We start from the raw sequence: 17,215 nt of genomic DNA, 5'->3' as shown, positions 1-17,215 counted from the left end.
GCAAGCAAAAGCGCCGCGCCCCCAGGAAAAGGGAACGCGGCGCTACAGCCCATCCGGCGGGAGGGTGCTTAGTGGTCAGCGCCCTGGATGGAGTGCTTGTGATCGCGGACTGCTTCGCCCTCAGCGTAGAGCGGCATATCCTGCTTGGCCTTGTACCACTCAGCGTGGTTCGGCTCGAGCGGGGTACGGCCGGCGATGAGGTCGGCAGCCTTCTCGCCCACCATCATGGTTGGGGCGTAGATATTGCCGTTGGTCACGGACGGGAAGACGGAGGCATCCGCAATGTAGAGGCCTTCGACGCCCCATACACCCATGGTGTCTGGGTTAACCACGGCCATAGGATCGGACTCCGCGCCCATCTTGGCGGTGCACGATGGGTGCAGCGCGGTCTCGCCATCGTTGCGGACCCATTCCAGGATTTCCTCGTCGGTCTGTACATCCACGCCCGGGCTGAACTCGCGGGCGCCGACCTCTTCCATGGCCTTGGTATCCAGCAGGGAGCGGGCAACGCGTACGGCCTCAACCCACTCGCGGCGGTCCTGGTCGGTCTTCAGGTAGTTGAAGAGGATGGACGGCTTGTCGTGGATATCGGCGCTCTTGATGTGAACGTGGCCCTTGGTATCGGAGAACATTGGGCCCACGTGCCACTGGAAGCCGTGCTTGACGTCCGCCTTCTGGCCGTCGTAACGCACGGCCATCGGCAAGAAGTGGAACATGAGGTTCGGGTAGTCCTCGTTCTCATTGGAGCGCACGAAGCCACCGCCCTCAAAGTGGGAGGTAGCAACCGGGCCCTTGTGGGTCAGCAGCCACTGCAGGCCCATGAACGGCCAGCGCCACTTATCCAGGTAAGGCTGGGAGGACGCGGTGGACTTGGTGGTCTCATACTGGATGTAGACCTCGAGGTGGTCCTGCAGGTTCTCGCCCACACCTGGCAGGTGCTTGACGACGTCGATGCCGTGCTTTTCCAGAATCTCACGGTCACCAATGCCGGAGATTTCCAGCAGCTGCGGGGTGTTGATGGCACCGGCGGACAGCACGATCTTCTCGGCATAGACGCGGTGAACACCGCCCTGCCACTCGTACTCGACGCCGACGGCCTTCTGGCCCTCGAAGAGGATCTTGGTGGTGAAAGCGCGGGTGCGGATCTCGAGGTTCTCGCGATCCATATTGGGGTAGAGGTAGGCACGGGCAGCAGACCAGCGCTTGCCGTTCTTAATATTGCGGTCGAACGGAGCGAAGCCTTCCTGGCGGTAACCGTTGACGTCATTGGTCAGGTTGTAGCCAGCTTCCTGCACAGACTTGAACAGGGCCTGGAAGAGCTCGGAGGTAGCCGGACCGCGGGAGAGGTAGAGCGGGCCATCGTGGCCACGGCGCGGATCGTTCGGCTCGGCCGCAGCGGCGGTTTCCATGCGGTTGAAGTACGGCAAGCAGTGGGCAAAGTCCCAGTTCTCCATGCCCGGGTTCTGGCCCCACTTCTCATAGTCCATCGGGTTACCGCGCTGGTAGATCATGCCGTTGATGGAAGAAGATCCGCCGAGAACCTTGCCGCGGGCATGGTAAACGCGGCGGCCGTTCATCTCCGGCTCCGGATCGGACTCGTACATCCAGTCATAGTTCTTTGCACCGATTGGGAAAGAGAAACCGGATGGCATGTGAATGAACAGATCCCACAGGGAATCTGGGCGGCCAGCCTCAAGGACCAGCACGCGGGTGTTTTTGTCTTCGGTCAGGCGTGCGGCGATGACGGAGCCTGCGGAGCCACCGCCAACGACGACTACGTCGCTTACTTCATCGGTGACCTTTTTAGCGGAACGCTTCTTGGTCAGCTTGTCCATAAAACCCATAAATCCCCTTCTTTCTGTGAAATATTTCACACGTCAAGATTGCCCCACCGGAAGTGAAAATATTGTAATTTATACAAAAGTCTGTATTTATTCACATCGTCTTATGTGCGGGCACTACCTCCAGAGTACACATCCCTCTAGAAGTTTGCCCATCTTAATGTATATTTACCTTGTCCGGATGGATGTCTCTGGAGATGAAATCCGAAGTCTTTGCGCATAGTTCGCCCGAATATGATTCATTTCACTCACCTATCTCTCCCTGCGATCTTGTGAGCATTTTGGGGCACCCGTGCGAAAGATTCGGCCCAAACCAACCAACAATAGGAGAAGTAGATGGCTAACTTTGACCCTCACGATCCTGAGGAGTCGCACACTTCAAGTAAAGACCCCCAACAAGGGGGTAAAAACACCTCTCTCGCAACCCCATCTGGAGAGCCCAAGAAGCGCAGCCCGCGCTACCAAGTTCGTGCCCTCGTCGGCAGCTACAAGGCTGAAACCGGCGATGCCGTAGGCGCGGATCAGGTCCCTGCTCCCAAAACAAACTGGCCGGTATTTATCATCTCCGGCGTCCTCATTATTGCCATGGCGCTCTATGCCGGGCTCGGCCGCGATTCCGCGGCAGAGACCCTCGCCAGCGTCACCGGCTGGATCGGCACCAACCTCGGCTGGTTCTATGTCCTCACCGCCACCATCGCCGTGGCCTTCGTGCTCTATATTGCCTTTTCCAATGCCGGCAATATCCGCCTCGGACCGGACCACTCGCGGCCGAAATTCAATGCTTTCTCCTGGGCATCCATGCTCTTTGCCGCCGGCATCGGCGTGGACCTCATGTTCTTCGCCGTGGCCGAGCCGGTCACCATGTACATGCAACCACCGGTCGGTGACGGCGAAACCATGGAGGCCGCCAAGGAAGCCGTGGTCTACGCCATGTTCCACTATGGCCTGACCGGCTGGGCTCTTTACGCCCTGATGGGCATGGCCTTCGGTTATTTTGCCTACCGCCTCAATATGCCGCTAGCTATCCGCTCCGCGCTCTACCCGCTCATCGGCAAGCGCGTACACGGCCCCATCGGCTCCGCGGTGGACATCGCTGCCATGCTGGGCACCGTCTTTGGTGTGACCGCCTCCCTGGGTATCGGTGTGGTACAGCTGTCCTACGGCTTCCACCTCATCTTCGGCATCGAGCAGGGCCTTGGACTGCAGTCCGCCCTCATTATCATCGCCGTGGCCATTGCAACGTTGTCGGCCGTATCCGGCGTCGATAAGGGCATTCGCTTCCTCTCCGAGCTGAACGTCTACCTGGCCATTGCGCTGATGATCTACGTCGTGGTCTTTGGCAAGACCGCCTACCTCTTCGATGCCATCGTGACCAATATCGGTGACTATGTCTCAAAGTTCCCATCTTGGACCATGGAAACCTTCGCCTTTGCCGATGACCAAGCCAACGTGGATACCTGGATGCAGTCCTGGACCCTCTTCTTCTGGGCATGGTGGATTGCCTGGGCTACCTTCGTCGGCCTCTTCCTGGCCCGCATCTCCCGCGGCCGCACCCTGCGCCAGTTCATCTTTGGCACCCTGACCTTCCCGTTCCTGTTCATCCTGATGTGGATGTCCTTCTTCGGTAATACCGCCTTGGACATGGTCCGCTCGGGTGACTACCCAGAATTCGCCGAAAACGCGATTAACGTACCAGAGCAGGGCTTCTACGACATGCTGCACGAGTTCCCAGGCTCTGGCATCGTCATCTTCTTGACCACCTTCATCGGCCTGCTGCTCTACATCACCTCGGCCGACTCCGGCGCGCTGGTGATGTCCAACTTCACCTCCCGCATTACCGATAACCGCCAGGATGGCGCGCGCTGGCTGCGCATCTTCTGGTCCATCACCGTGGGCGCACTGACCCTGGCACTGCTGCAGATCGACGGCATCGCCACCGTGCAATCCGCGACCGTCGTGATGGGCCTGCCCTTCGCGTTCGTGGTCTACCTCATCATGTTCTCCCTGTGGAAGTCCCTGCGCCTAGAAAACGTCCAGCGTGAAGCCCGCACCACCGCTATGCACGGCGTGATTTCTTCCCGTACCGAGCGCGAGCCTTCGGATTCCAACCTCTGGAAGAATCGCCTGGACCGCGCCAATACCTTCCCTTCCAAGCAGGAGATGGATACCTACCTGCGCGAAACCGCTACCTACGCCCTCGAGCAGGTGGCAACGCACATGCGCAGCCGCGGCTACGATGCCCTCTTGCTCACCAGCGAGCTTCCCGACGTCGAACTTCCGCAGCTCGACCTCGAAGTTAAGCTGCACAATGAGCGCATGTTCCGCTACCAGCTCTTCCCGGTCGCGGCCGAGCGCCCCGACTTCAGCACGGGCGAGGGCGACGAGTACTACCGCCTCGAGGTCTACGATATGACCGGTTCGCTGGGCTATGACGTCTACGGCTATTCCGAGAACCAGATCATCAATAACGTGCTGGATCTCTACGAGCGCCACCTGGCCTTCCTCTACATGCAGCAGACCCAGCCGGGCGATTCCGATGTCTCCGATGGCGCCGAGCCCGAGCGCACTTGGCGCGAAGATAGCTAAGCTGGCCAGTACAACTACCTCTATGAGAGAAAGGTTGCTTTTCACTTGAGCACCCAGAACACTTTGTTCGACCCCACCCAGACCGATCTGCTGAAGGGCGTGCATGCCGACGGCGCCCCAAAGTCCCTGTTCATCAACGGTAAGTGGGAAGCCGCCCAGAGCGGCGAGACCCGCACCATCATCTGCCCGGCCGATGGCTCCACCGTGGGCCTGGTTTCCGAGGCCTCCGACGAGGACACCGAGCGCGCCATCAAGGTTGCCCGTGAAACCTTCGACAACGGCGAGTGGGCCAATACCCCGTCCGCCGAACGCGGCAAGATCGTCATCCGCGTGGCCGATTTCATCCGCGAGCACAAGGAACTTTTCGCACAGGCCGAATCCGCCGATACCGGCAAGCGCTACGAGGAATCCCTGGGCGATATGGATGACATCGCCAACGCCTTCGAGTACTTCGGCACCCTGGCCCAGCACCAGGCCGGCCGCGTAGTCGACCCGCAGGATCCCAACTTGCGCTCGCGCATCGACGCCGAGCCCGTTGGCGTCTGCGGACTGATTACCCCGTGGAACTACCCGCTGCTGCAGGTCTCCTGGAAGGTGGGCCCGGCCCTGGCAGCCGGCAATACCTTCGTCCTCAAGCAGGCGGAACTCACCCCGCACACCGCGATGCTGCTCATGGCCGCCCTCAAGGAATGCGGCCTGCCAGACGGCGTAGGCAACCTCATCACCGGCGCCGGTGCTAACTGCGGCAACCCGCTGTCCCAGCACCCGGATGTGGACATGGTCTCCTTCACCGGTGGCCTGGTCACCGGCAAGATCATTGCCAAGAATGCGGCTGAGACCGTCAAGCGCACCGCACTCGAGCTCGGTGGCAAGAACCCGAACGTCATCTTCGCCGATGCCGACTTCGACGTCGCCGTGGACAACGCCCTCAATGGCGCCTTCTTCCACTCCGGCCAGGTCTGCTCCGCAGGATCCCGCATCGTCGTGGAAGAGTCCCTGCACGATAAGTTCGTCGACGCTCTGGTAGAGCGCGCCAATAAGATCAAGATCGGCGGCCCGACCGATGAGAAGGCCGAGACCGGCCCGCTCATCTCCGCCGAGCATCGCGAGAAGGTCGCTGCCTACGTTGACAAGGCTCGCGAGCAGGGCGCCAAGATCCTCACCGGTGGCCGCGCGGCTACCAGCGAGGACACCAATGGCCAGCACGGCACCGGCACCACCGACCTGGGTGCTGGTGTGTACTACCTGCCGACCATTATCGATGGCGCTACCCGCGAGATGGATTGCGTGCACGACGAGGCCTTCGGCCCGACCGTGACTATCGAGACCTTCACCACCGAGGAGGAGGCCATCGAGATCGCCAACGACACCGAGTACGGCCTCGCTGGCGCCGTTTACACTTCCGACGCCGGCCGCGCCGAGCGCGTAGCCCGCGCCCTGCGCCACGGCACCATCTGGATCAACGATTTCCACCCATACCTGCCGCAGGCAGAGTGGGGCGGCTTCAAGCAGTCTGGCAACGGCCGCGAGCTTGGCCCCACCGGCTTGGCTGAGTACCAGGAGCACAAGCACGTGTACCAGAACCTCTCCCCTGCCGCTTGGGATCAGTTCGGACTGCAGTAACTAAGCCGGCCACCTAGCATTCAGCCCCCGCTGCCCACTGAACTGCTCCCCATTAGTTGGACTGAGAAATTAGTTTCCGATTAGTGGGGAGTAGTTTTCATTGAGAGCCCGAAGTTTGGTGAGTGAGCATCAGCGGGAGCAGTTGGTTGAACTATTTGAGCAAGGCATGGGCTATCGTGCCGCTGCTACTGCTCTTGGTGTCTCCAAATACGCCGCCCGTATGCTCTGTCGTCGGTTTAAACTGCATGGCAGACTATGTCTTGTGGAAAAACCGACTAAGCAGCAGTATTCGTTCGAAATCAAGAAGGAAGTTGTCCAACGCCACCTTTCTGGTGAGACAGCGATGAATCTTGCGCGGGAGTTTGGCCTGTCATCAGAGAATCTGGTCAGCGGATGGTCGAGGAAATGGCGTAATGGTGGCGATGAGGCACTAAAACCGAAGCCGAAGGGCAGGCCCAAGGGCTCGGTCACGCCGAAGCCGCTGTCGGAGGAAGCGAAGCTGCGTCGCCAGATCGCGCGGTTGGAAGCGGAAAACGCATATCTAAAAAAATTGCGGGACTTGAGGAATCAGGGACACGCCTGAAGGTTCAGGCGATTGTCATCCTCAAGTCACGGCATCGTCTGCAATACCTTTTGGATGCGGCAGGCATGCCGAGATCAACGTTCTTCTATCACCCGAAACGACTGCGCGAGCCGGATAAGCACGCTGCGCTCAAAGACGCGATCTTAGAAAGCTTCGAGCGTAACAAGCATCGCTACGGCTACCGACGAGTGCTACTTGACCTGCGCAACCAGGGGTGGGTGGTCAACCACAAGCTCGTCTACAAACTCATGAGCGAAATGGGGCTTCGAGCCAAGGTCCGCCGGCGCAGGCCATATGTTTCTTATAACGGGACGACAAGCCACATTGCCGACAACACACTTGACCGCAAGTTCACCCCAGATAAGCCAAATACCGTCTTTGTCAGCGACGTCACCGAGTTCAGGGTTGCAGGCCGCAAGGTCTACCTGTCACCGGTGATGGATCTGTTCGACCGTTCAATCGTTGCCCACTCCGTGGCTACATCGCCGTCGACAGCGTTTACCGCTGATTCTTTAACTAAGACGATTAAAACGTGTACGCCTGAGCCTGGGTGGATGATGCATACCGATCAAGGTTTCCAGTACCAGCATTCGTCCTGGCGCAACCTGATTCATGACAACGGTGGTGTTCAGTCGATGTCGCGTAAAGCCAACTGTTACGACAACGCGGTCATGGAGAATTTCTTCGGGCACTTGAAAACCGAGATGTACCACGGAGAAGTCTTCGACACCGTCGCAGAGTTCAACCAGGCCATCGACGAGTACATCCAGTGGTACAACACCGAACGCATCCAACAACGACTCAAGGGTCTGACCCCGATGCAATATCGAAATCAGACCCTTGAAGCCCTAACCGCCTAGAATTAAACCAGTCCAACTTTCAGGGGCCAGTTCAGATGAGCGCGGGGGCTGAATCTTCTGTATGAGGCCAACGTGCGGCCACGTTATTGGCCTCGTTCACCTACCAAGCGGGCCACAACGTGGCCGCTGTGTAGTTCCCTGATGCATAACAAGCACATAGCGGCGATTCCACGGCAGGAAATCCCCGAAACGTGCTCGTTTCGCACGCAGCGCCACGCCTTAGGCGCCGACGCGGACTGACTACGCGGAAAGGGCGTCTTCCAGCTCAGCCAGCAAGGAATTGGTGCGCTCCACCTTGAAATCTGCGGGGCGGAACTCGCCGTCGGCCCAGTCGGTGAAGAAGCCAAACTCCAGCTGGTTGCGCAGCTGCGGCATGGCGAAGTTCACCACGATGGAGCGCCATGCTTCCACACCGCGGACTGCCCCGCCCGGGCCATAGCCTGCAAACGCTACCGGCTTGCCGGCCCACTCTGCGGCCAGGCAGTCGAAGGCATTCTTGAACGGGCCCGGCACGGAGCGGTTGTACTCCGGGGTGACAAAGACGAAGCCTTCGCAGGCATCAACCACATCGGACCATGCCTGAACCTTCTCATCCGCGTACTGCTTATTAGCAGCAGCGGGAACAACCTCGGTGGTCAGGACCGGAATATCGAATTCCTTGAGGTTCAGCAGGGTGTACTCCACGCCATCCTTACGGCCCTGGGCCAGATCATAAAGCCACTCGCCCACTTCCTTGCCGGCGGCCTTATCGCGGGTGCTGCCGATGATGATGCCAATGCGAGACATGAGAGAACCTTCTTTCCTTCAAGCTTTATGTAACACCTCTAGCCTACCGCCCGTGCCGAAACTTGTCTGATAGTGATGTTGATACGTCCCTCTGCAAGCCCGCACCCCTCCGGCAACGTGCCATCGTTGACGCGCACTACCCCGTGGTAAGCAAAGCGCTTTGGCCCACCAAAGACCACCAAATCACCACTACATAGCGTGATATCGTCCCACGGCCGCGTGCGCGCCTCGGTGTGGCCCATACGGAAGAGGGCCTCATCCCCAATGGACAGCGAAATCACCGGAGCCGGCGATTCCTCGGAATCATCCACGTGCATGCCCATCGCCGATCCCGGCGGGTAGTAATTCACGAGTGCCATCTCCGGCACAAAGGTCTCCACCCACGGCTCCAGCTCGGGTGCTACCTCGGCCGCGGCGCGCAGTGCCCCCGGCGCAATCTGCCGCAGGCTCTCCGGCACCGGCGGAACCCGCGTGCCGTCCATATTATCCACATAGCGATAGCTTGGATAATGCCAATACCTGCCCAGATGCAGCTGAAATACGCTCATCTGTCCACCGGACTTCAGCCGCGGGCGCACCATCGCCATCGGCGTCGCCGCATACTCGCGCGCAATGCCGCGCATTTCCTCCACCAAGGCCCTCTGCTTATCGACGCCCACCCATCCCGGCACATGCCCCACCCCCGGGGCCACACGCACACTCGGCCGCGGCAGCGAATCAAAAAGCATGACCTCACCCTAAACCCCTAAACCTCTAGAATTAAACCAGTTCAACTTTCGAGGGCTAGTTAATTAGAAATATTCCCTCTTTAGATTGATGGAAATGTAAAGAACCGCAGAGCATCGTTTCGATTTACACACCGCTGCATCTTATTTGGCAGAAATCCTCACTAAGGAGGCCTTGAGCGAAAATAGGTTCAGGGGCGAATCCGCCGCATCGTTGCCGAAATTTCATGGCGCTGCCGCATGGTTAGATGAATTTCTATACTTCGCTTTGGAAGAGGAAACGCCTGATGGAAAGGCGTTTGTCGGCTTTGAAACCATTCTCCACCCCGAGGGAACTTTTAAAAAATGTTCGGTTGAGTATGAAAATGTTCACGACCTATGGGCTTACGACATTGCTGGTGAATCAATCCTTAAGAACCTCGATTTTGAAGAGCCGGACCGTATCACGTGGTTCAAACACGTGGTTCAAAACTGATAGCGAGAATTTCGTTCCACCTACATGGAGCGATGTGCTGGCTTTGTATCACGTTTTGAATCGAATATGGATACAGGTTTAAAGGAGTACGAGGTCACCTACTGCAGGGAAACGACCGCAGGATCACCACCTGCTATCCGCGAGCCGCCCCATACCGCACGGTCCGAAATAACCCCTGATACGATAGCCAGATTCACCGCTACCTAGAACCTGACTGTTTTCGGCAGAAGTCTACTCAGACATTCACTGGGATGGTTCGATTTAGAACTCCAGCGATCAGAGATTGAATCGAGGTAGAGATGAGTGCGCGCTAGCCGGAGACGCAATTAGCCTCCGACTAGCGCGGCGCTGAAAAACTAGCTCGTGGAATGTGTGTATCCCGGTCTTAGCGTTCCCAGACTCGGTGCGATGCGAGGAGTTTCTTTACCGGTTCAGCTGCTTGGCGTGGGGAATCAACGGAAACGATTCCTGGTTGCTCGGCTTTAACGCGTGCGTATTCAAGCGCCGAAGATGCATTGCTGTCGGCGAGAACAATAGCCTTCTTGTGGCGTTCAAACTCACCGAGCATCGTGGATACTTCAGAATTGTGCGGGGGATCTAGAACTACTGCTGCATCAAACTCTATGGAGCGAGCAGTCAGGTAGGTTCGAGAAACTGATACTTCAGTACCGTCAACAGTTACGGTTCCACCCTTAGTAGAGACGACCATAGGAACAACACCCGCGTTGAATAGGTCGTTAAGCAGTTCCCCTACTCCGTCTAGTTCCTGGTCCGAATCAATAAGAATTGCAACTCGGCGCCCATCAATGGGCCACGTCTTACCCAACTGTGACAGAGCGGGAGAAGAGCTGGCATCGGGTACTTCCTGTTGCTCCGGATGCGGAAGGCCCAAATTATCAGCGACAGTTTCTGCCAGCTCTTGGTCAACGTGTGCGAGAACATCGAGGTAGCGCAGCTTAATGGCCTCTTCATAGCACTTGCCAAGTTCAAAGGAGAAAGCTTCAATAAGGTGCTGTTTCTCAGTCTCTGTCAAAGACAGGTAGAACATGCGCGCTTGCGAGAAGTGGTCTTCGAATGAAGCCGGACTCCGTCGAGTTACGTGTCCTTCTACCGGGCGAGGCACATCTATGAATGCACCCTTGTCAATCGGCGTTTCGGTTGGGTTTCCCGCGTCAAGACTATTTGGTTTGTAGGGAGCTATACCAGTATGCGCTGCCTGCTGGTACATGCCGTCGCGTAGGTTGTCATTGACTGGCGAGTGGGGTCGATTGATAGGCAGCTGGCTAAAGTTAGGTCCGCCTAAACGAGATATCTGCGTGTCGAGGTAGGAAAATAGTCGTGCCTGCAAGAGCGGATCGTTCGTGACGTCGATACCAGGAACAAGATGACCAGGGTGGAAAGCGACCTGTTCGGTCTCTTCAAAGTAATTTCCTGGGTTCTTATTGAGTGTAAGCGTGCCGATAACCTCTACCGGGGCCAGTTCTTCAGGAACAAGCTTCGTCGGGTCGAGCAGATCGATGCCTTCAAACATCTCTTCCTTGGTATCTGGGAATACCTGGACACCCAGGTCCCACTGCGGGTAAGCGCCTGCCTCGATAGCGTCGGCGAGATCTCGACGGTGGAAATCGGGATCTACACCACCGGTAATTTGGGCTTCTTCCCACACCTGGGAGTGAACTCCTAGGCGTGGCTTGAAGTGGAATTTTACGAGAGTAGTTTCTCCGGCGTCGTTAATCATGCGGAAAGTATGGATGCCGAAGCCTTCCATAGTTCGTAGTGATTGAGGGATACCACGGTCTGACATATTCCAGAACGTATGGTGGGTAGCTTCAGTGTGTAGTCCGACGAAATCCCAGAAAGTATCGTGCGCACTTTGTGCCTGTGGGATCTCGCGATCCGGGTGGGGCTTTCCGGCGTGCACAACGTCGGGGAATTTGATTCCATCTTGAATAAAAAAGACAGGGATATTGTTGCCGACCAAGTCCCATACGCCTTCTTCGGTATAGAATTTCACTCCCCATCCGCGTGTATCGCGCACGGTATCAGCAGAGCCGCGGGAGCCCAGAACGGTAGAAAAACGCACGAAAACGGGGGTTTCTTTACCTTCGGCGAATACACCGGCTTTCGATATTTTAGAAGCCTTGCCGTTTGAGACAAACGTGCCGTGAGCGCCTGCACCACGTGCGTGTACTACACGTTCCGGAATTCTTTCATGATCGAAATGAGTTATCTTTTCGCGAAAGTGGTGATCTTGCATTAACAGCGGACCGCGCTCGCCTGCCCGCAGAGAATGATTAGTTTCGTTTAGCCGAGCTCCTTGAGCGGTGGTGAGATACTCACCCTGTTGACGACGTGGATCTTGGTTGTCGGCGCCGATTTTAAAGGGGCATCCAGTCGGTGAATAGGTTTCTGGAGACGTTTGCGCGTTGAGTGGCTGGGGTGGTGCAGCAGCTTCGTTGGGCTCGTTTACGTGTGGGGTGTGGCTGCCGGGGGTGCCTGGTACATGATTTCCCTGTGGAGAGGCGGATGGGGACGACTTATCTTGACTCATTGTCTGCTCCTAGACGTGAAACAAAAAAGGGCACCTTAAGGGTAAAACGAATTTTTGGTTTGCGCAGGAAACTTGACAATTAAGAGAGTCTAGCTGGCCGCTGGTTGGGTGTATGAGGGAAAGCGTGCCGTGTGCCCCGCGGGGCTGAAAGAGGGGGTTTTAAGCTAGCGGAACCTTCGGTTAGAGGGTTTACTAGAGTGAGGTAAGACATAACTTTCAGGGAAATTGTTTTAGCTGAGACTTTTAAGGTGAAAGTAAACGTGAGTAGTGCGGGAAAGAGGTCTGCTCTAATAAGGGTGCTGTCCATCCCCGCGGGACACCCTTATGTTTCGAAGGCGATTTCTCAAGATTTCGTAGAATTAATTCCCGATCCTGTTATTGACTCCGAGCAGCCAGAGCGGTGGTGGCCGCACCCTAGTTTAGAAAAACAGTGGTGGGATAAATATGACGAAGATGTATCTAGCGGGAAAAGAAAGCCGATAGATGTAGTCCACGTCCACTTCGGGTTTGAGCATCTGACTAAAGAACAATGTCGCGACTTTGTCGAGGCTCTTAGCGAACGCAAAATTCCTCTTGTTTATACGGTTCACGATATTGACAATCCCCATCTAGACCAACAAGGGCCTTATCACGATAAGGTCCGCATTCTTCTCCGTGCTGCTGCTAAAGTTCTAACGCTGACAAAGAAGGCCGCTAGCGTCATCGATGAATTATTCGACTACCCCGCCAGTAGCATTGAAATATTACCGCATCCGGCTATCGTAGATTCACCCGTTTCACAAGACTTCTCCTCGACACAGTCAGAAGGTGTCGGAGTCTTTTTAAAGTCTCTGCGGGGGAATGTAATCAGGAATGTAGATTTTTACACGGAGATAGCTGATTTTCTTTCCCAACAAGGAGAAAAGTTTAAGGTCTTCATACATCGAGAAAGACCGGACGATTTTCTTTTCGACGCTCTTCAACGCGCGGAAAATATCGATCTTATTGAACATGATCCTTTCAGTGACCACGAACTTTTTGCAACGGTAGCGCAGTGTAGTTGCGTTCTACTCCCTTATACAAAAGGGACGCATTCAGGCTGGTTAGAGATGTGTCGAGATCTGTCAGTCCCGATTGCGGTGCCGGACTGTGGGTGTTACCTAAACCAGGCTGATAGTAGAGATGCTGTGCTGGAATACGAGTCTGGTAACGGGAAAGGAGCAGCTAAAGCGCTTGCTCAGCTATCACGTTCCGGACATCTTACCTACCAGGGTGATCGAGCAAGGCAAAGTGAAGACATAAAAAGCGCACATTATCGTATCTACGATGCTGTCCGTGCTAAGCGAATTGCCTTAGTAGCTCCGTCGCGTTTTCCCGTCGCTCCGCCATATCCTGGCGGGCTAGAAGCCTTTTGTTCAATGCTTGCTCGCTTACTGAGAGAAGCTGGAAATCGCGTGGATCTTTATGCCGTGGAAGGAAGCGAGCATCAATGTAGGGATGTTGTTTTCCCGGGGGTGGATTGGTCTGGTTATGAAAGCGAGAAAACGGACCACACCTACCCTCCGGGGGAGCGAGAAAAAGAAGACGCTGCTTTTCGTAAGTTAGCTCAGCACGTACATGCTCAGGCGCAAGCCGGAGAGCTTGACGTAATCCACAATAATAGCCTTCACCCTGGTCTTTTTAATTTCGGTAAAGGCTTGCCAATGCTGACAACACTTCACGCACCCGGATTTATAGAAGTACAGCAAGGGATAGACACTGCTGCGAAACGTCGCGGCAAATCTCCGGCTGGAATTTTTAGTGCGGTATCGCAGTCAGTGGCCCGCACTTGGACCGCTCCTGAGCCCATACATATTGTGCCCAACAGCTTTGATCCAGCTGTATGGTTTCCCCGACGTTCAGCTTCTGTACCGACAGGTGCTGTGTGGTTTGGAAGAATCGTCCCTGAAAAAGGCTTGCACATAGCAATCGAGGCAGCGCGTGCAAGCGGACTTACTTTGACGGTAATAGGCAGGATCGGCGACGAAGAATATTTTTCAAAGGAAATTCAGCCGAAGCTAGACACTGATATCACAGTTCTAGAAGCTATGCCCCAGGAAGAAATAGCCGAGGAGGTATCACGCCATGAAGTATGCCTTGTTACTCCTTGTTGGGAAGAACCATTTGGTCTTGTCACTATTGAGGCCATGGCCTGCGGTACTCCGGTAGCAGCGATAGGAAGAGGTGGGATAGCAGAAATATACTCCCGCTTGGGAGACGAATTTTCATCTGCAGTTGCACCCGCCTGTAGCAGGCTCGATGAGCAAGTAAGGCGTTTACAACAAGCGATTGATAGTGCTCGAAAAATGGATAGGGACCACATCGCGAAAACAGTAAAGGCCCATTTTGGTCCGGAAACCCTTCTTTCCAACTATTTAGAGCTATACCATAAGGCGGAGACGATTGGTTAGTAGTCAGCGACAAGACGGTTTGACAGTTGGCATCTATGCTCACCATCAAGGTTCCGGTCATATCCGGCGATGTGCGGCTATTGCTAAAGAACTAACAACGCACTTTCCTACGAGTTCCGTCACTATCTTTAGCAGTGCTCAAGGAGCAGATATTTCTTTACCGTTAGATACAGATGAATACGGCACTTACCAAGACGTCACTGCCAATGGGCAGTGGCACTGGGCTCCCATTGCGCACGAGGGACTGAGAGAGCGCATGGGACTGATTGCACGGTGGATAGACCAAGAAAAGCCCGATGTTTTCTACGTTGACACATCAGTCGAAGTTAGTCTTTTCGTACGGCTCATGGGTATTCCCGTGGTCTCGATAGTCATGCCGGGAACAAGGCAGGACCCCGCGCATCAAGAGCTATATCGTATTGCCACCGCTTTGGTCGGCGCTTGGCCCGAGACTTTACCTGCGCCTAAAAGTCTTCTTCCGTTTACTAACAAGTTCACCGCAGTGGGCGGCCTGTCACGTTTTAGTACTAAGGGCCTACCCGCAGCTCAGCCAGAACGCCAATCTGATCTCGTGGTAGTCCTCCAAGGCAAAGGCGGTACACAATGGGACGATCAGTACTGGCAGCAGGTAGAAAAATATTGCAAACATTGGAAGATTGTCACCCTAGGCGGATCACACAGGGTCGACAATCCCTTTCCCTATCTACAACGCGCCGCCTGCGTCATCAGTGCAGCGGGACAAAACTCAGTAGCGGATATTGCCGCCGCGCAAGTCCCGGCTATTTTGATTCCGCAACCAAGAGCATTTGATGAGCAGTCAGCTACCGCAACCTCTGTAGCAAATTTGAATCTTGCAGTCGTCCTGGATGAAATGCCTGAGCTCTCCCAGTGGCCTCGACTGCTTGAACGTGTCACCGACACTAGCCCTGCCTGGGAGCAGTGGGTCAACCCCCACGCAGCAGAGAAGATAGCCCACGTTATCTACCAAACCGGTAAGGGAGTGCGTCTATGACCGTAGTGGTTACTTTGTGTTCAGCAGACAGGTCTGAGCGCGTTGCTAGACAGAATCTATTCCTTCACGCGGGAACGATCCCGTTCAGGCACGGAATTATTACCCTGGGACCCCAACAGTTTGATGTTCCCCAAGTAGAAAGCATTACCCACTTTCCACAATTGCCGGTACATTTATCCGCTGCCAGAAACGCTGCAGGACGCTGGGCTATCGAGCAAGCTCAACCCGGCGAAGCGATTATTTTTCTCGACGCAGATTGTCTTCCTGCCCCCACCCTATTATCTGCCTATATGCAAGCTTGTCAGCAGTTTCCTGGAAGTATTTTTTCTGGTCCCGTGACCTATCTTCACCAGGGCGTCGTACCTAAACCTCACAATGTTGGCTCATACGACGCGCCGCATCCTGCACGACCTAACCCGGATGTCGGCGAGCTACAGCAGGCGAGCGGTCAAGGCTACGAAGTATTCTGGTCTCTGAACTTCGCTGTTGAGCGTGACACTTTGAAGCGTTGTCTAGAAAGTTGGGGCGGTTTCGACGAGATTTTTACGGGGTATGGGGGCGAAGATACTGACTTCGCCTACCAATTACGAGCACATAATATCCCGCTGTGGTGGGTGGGAAGTGCTCGCGTTTACCACTTATGGCATCCAGTGTCCTCGCCGCCGGTGGAACACGTTGAAGACATCATTAAAAATGCAAACTTGTTCTATCAAAAATGGGGTCAATGGCCTATGCGTGGCTGGTTAGAGCAGTTTTCTGAGATGGGATTGATTACGTTCAGCGAAAATCGTTGGGAGGCAATTAAATGACGTATTACGCACTTGTTGTGGTTCCTGCCCACCAAGAAGAAGAAACGATTGTCGACTGTATACAGTCCATTGACGTTGCAAGCCATGCAGCCCAAGCTTTAGCCAAAGACATGGGTTACTGCTTAGAGGTCCACTTAGTAGTGGTAGCTGACAGTTGTAGCGATGCGACAGTATTACGTGCTCGAACATGTAGTACCGGTAGTGTGAAAACCCACGTCGTTGAAGTGCGTTGCAGAAACGTAGGAGCGGTTCGTACAAAGGGGACACTCACTGGTCTGCAACTTATCGGGGCGGAAAACAGCGGAATATTGGAGACAAATCGGGTGTGGGTACTTAATACAGATGCCGATTCAAAAGTGTCGCCGCAATGGATGATCGCGCATCTACGGTGGGTTGGGTTAGCTGAGATAGTATTGGGAACGGTCGTTCCAGAATGGGGGTCTCACCATTCTCCACAACTTGTTGCAGAATATGACCGCCTTTATAACCACCGTAATGGGCATCGGCATATCCACGGCGCTAATATATCCTTTTCCGCTAATGTGTTTAGCTTGGCAAATGGTTTCCCTGCCCGCAAGGAATCAGAAGACGTAGAGATGGTAAGAAAACTCGCCGCCAGAGGTGCTCGTACCGTCTCGATATCGGATGGCCCTGTTTATACTTCAACGCGTGCATCTGACCGAACACCCGGAGGATTTTCTGGATTTATCGCTAACCTTTCGCTAGCCCTACCTATCACTAGCCAGGCGGAGAAGCCAACCAAGCAATACCCGTCAGTGTTTACCTCTACGGACTCTGAAGACGAGGTCGTAGAGTTCTAACTCTCAAAATGAAAGACGGGTTAAGCGACAAAATGTGTGTCCGGAATCGTTGATTTTCATGCTCTGAACTCCGCGTTTGCGGAAAATATATGCTCCAAAAGCATATATTGGCCC

The 17,215-nt window shown here is 55.1% G+C and carries 11 protein-coding genes and 1 pseudogene; 8 read left to right on the top strand and 4 right to left on the bottom strand.

The window, feature by feature from the left end; genetic code table 11:
- Positions 1 to 68: 68 nt before the first annotated feature.
- A complete protein-coding gene (gene betA, locus BKN05_RS05015) occupies positions 69 to 1,844 on the bottom strand; it encodes a choline dehydrogenase (protein ID WP_239230915.1) in 1,776 nt (591 codons plus the stop codon).
- 333 nt (positions 1,845 to 2,177) lie between these two features.
- Here betA and betT point away from each other — a divergent pair, with 333 nt between their 5' ends.
- The 3 genes and pseudogenes from betT to BKN05_RS05000 all read left to right on the top strand — a co-directional run bounded on the left by betT (position 2,178) and on the right by BKN05_RS05000 (position 7,493).
- A complete protein-coding gene (betT, locus tag BKN05_RS05010; protein ID WP_286688106.1) occupies positions 2,178 to 4,427 on the top strand; it encodes a choline BCCT transporter BetT in 2,250 nt (749 codons plus the stop codon).
- A 45-nt stretch (positions 4,428 to 4,472) separates the two neighbouring features.
- Positions 4,473 to 6,050 (top strand): aldehyde dehydrogenase family protein, encoded by a 1,578-nt coding sequence (locus tag BKN05_RS05005; protein ID WP_286688105.1) that lies wholly within the window; start codon positions 4,473 to 4,475, stop codon positions 6,048 to 6,050.
- 146 nt (positions 6,051 to 6,196) lie between these two features.
- Positions 6,197 to 7,493, top strand: a pseudogene (locus BKN05_RS05000) (IS3 family transposase).
- Between the two features lie 240 nt (positions 7,494 to 7,733).
- Here the strand turns inward: BKN05_RS05000 and BKN05_RS04995 are convergent.
- Together BKN05_RS04995 and BKN05_RS04990 are read right to left on the bottom strand one after the other, a co-directional pair.
- On the bottom strand, positions 7,734 to 8,279 hold the full coding sequence (locus BKN05_RS04995; RefSeq protein WP_286688104.1) for an NADPH-dependent FMN reductase: 546 nt from the start codon (positions 8,277 to 8,279) through the stop codon (positions 7,734 to 7,736).
- Positions 8,280 to 8,317: 38 nt separating this feature from the next.
- A complete protein-coding gene (locus tag BKN05_RS04990; RefSeq protein WP_286688103.1) occupies positions 8,318 to 9,007 on the bottom strand; it encodes an alpha-ketoglutarate-dependent dioxygenase AlkB family protein in 690 nt (229 codons plus the stop codon).
- 172 nt (positions 9,008 to 9,179) lie between these two features.
- Between BKN05_RS04990 and BKN05_RS04985 the strand changes: the two genes are divergently transcribed.
- On the top strand, positions 9,180 to 9,479 hold the full coding sequence (locus BKN05_RS04985) for a hypothetical protein (protein ID WP_286688102.1): 300 nt from the start codon (positions 9,180 to 9,182) through the stop codon (positions 9,477 to 9,479).
- Positions 9,480 to 9,864: 385 nt separating this feature from the next.
- Here BKN05_RS04985 and BKN05_RS04980 read toward each other — a convergent pair whose 3' ends face one another.
- On the bottom strand, positions 9,865 to 12,030 hold the full coding sequence (locus BKN05_RS04980) for a catalase (protein WP_286688101.1): 2,166 nt from the start codon (positions 12,028 to 12,030) through the stop codon (positions 9,865 to 9,867).
- Between the two features lie 260 nt (positions 12,031 to 12,290).
- Between BKN05_RS04980 and BKN05_RS04975 the strand changes: the two genes are divergently transcribed.
- From BKN05_RS04975 to BKN05_RS04960, 4 genes are all read left to right on the top strand, one after another.
- Positions 12,291 to 14,459, top strand: coding sequence for a glycosyltransferase (locus tag BKN05_RS04975; RefSeq protein WP_286688100.1), 2,169 nt, complete (start codon positions 12,291 to 12,293; stop codon positions 14,457 to 14,459).
- Between the two features lie 256 nt (positions 14,460 to 14,715).
- Positions 14,716 to 15,471 (top strand): glycosyltransferase, encoded by a 756-nt coding sequence (locus BKN05_RS04970; protein ID WP_286688099.1) that lies wholly within the window; start codon positions 14,716 to 14,718, stop codon positions 15,469 to 15,471.
- On the top strand, positions 15,468 to 16,280 hold the full coding sequence (locus BKN05_RS04965; protein ID WP_286688098.1) for a glycosyltransferase family 2 protein: 813 nt from the start codon (positions 15,468 to 15,470) through the stop codon (positions 16,278 to 16,280). Before BKN05_RS04970 ends, BKN05_RS04965 begins: the two co-directional genes overlap by 4 nt.
- Positions 16,277 to 17,101: a glycosyltransferase family 2 protein gene (locus BKN05_RS04960; RefSeq protein ID WP_286688097.1), complete on the top strand. Its 825-nt coding sequence runs from the start codon at positions 16,277 to 16,279 to the stop codon at positions 17,099 to 17,101. The genes BKN05_RS04965 and BKN05_RS04960 overlap by 4 nt, the downstream gene beginning before the upstream one ends.
- The last annotated feature ends 114 nt before the right edge of the window (positions 17,102 to 17,215 follow it).

The organism is Corynebacterium sp. S5S1 (assembly GCF_001913985.1).
In the GTDB taxonomy this organism is placed as follows: domain Bacteria; phylum Actinomycetota; class Actinomycetes; order Mycobacteriales; family Mycobacteriaceae; genus Corynebacterium; species Corynebacterium marquesiae.
The sequence above is the reverse complement of the archived record's forward strand: the minus strand, read 5'-3'. Positions and strand labels throughout refer to the sequence as shown.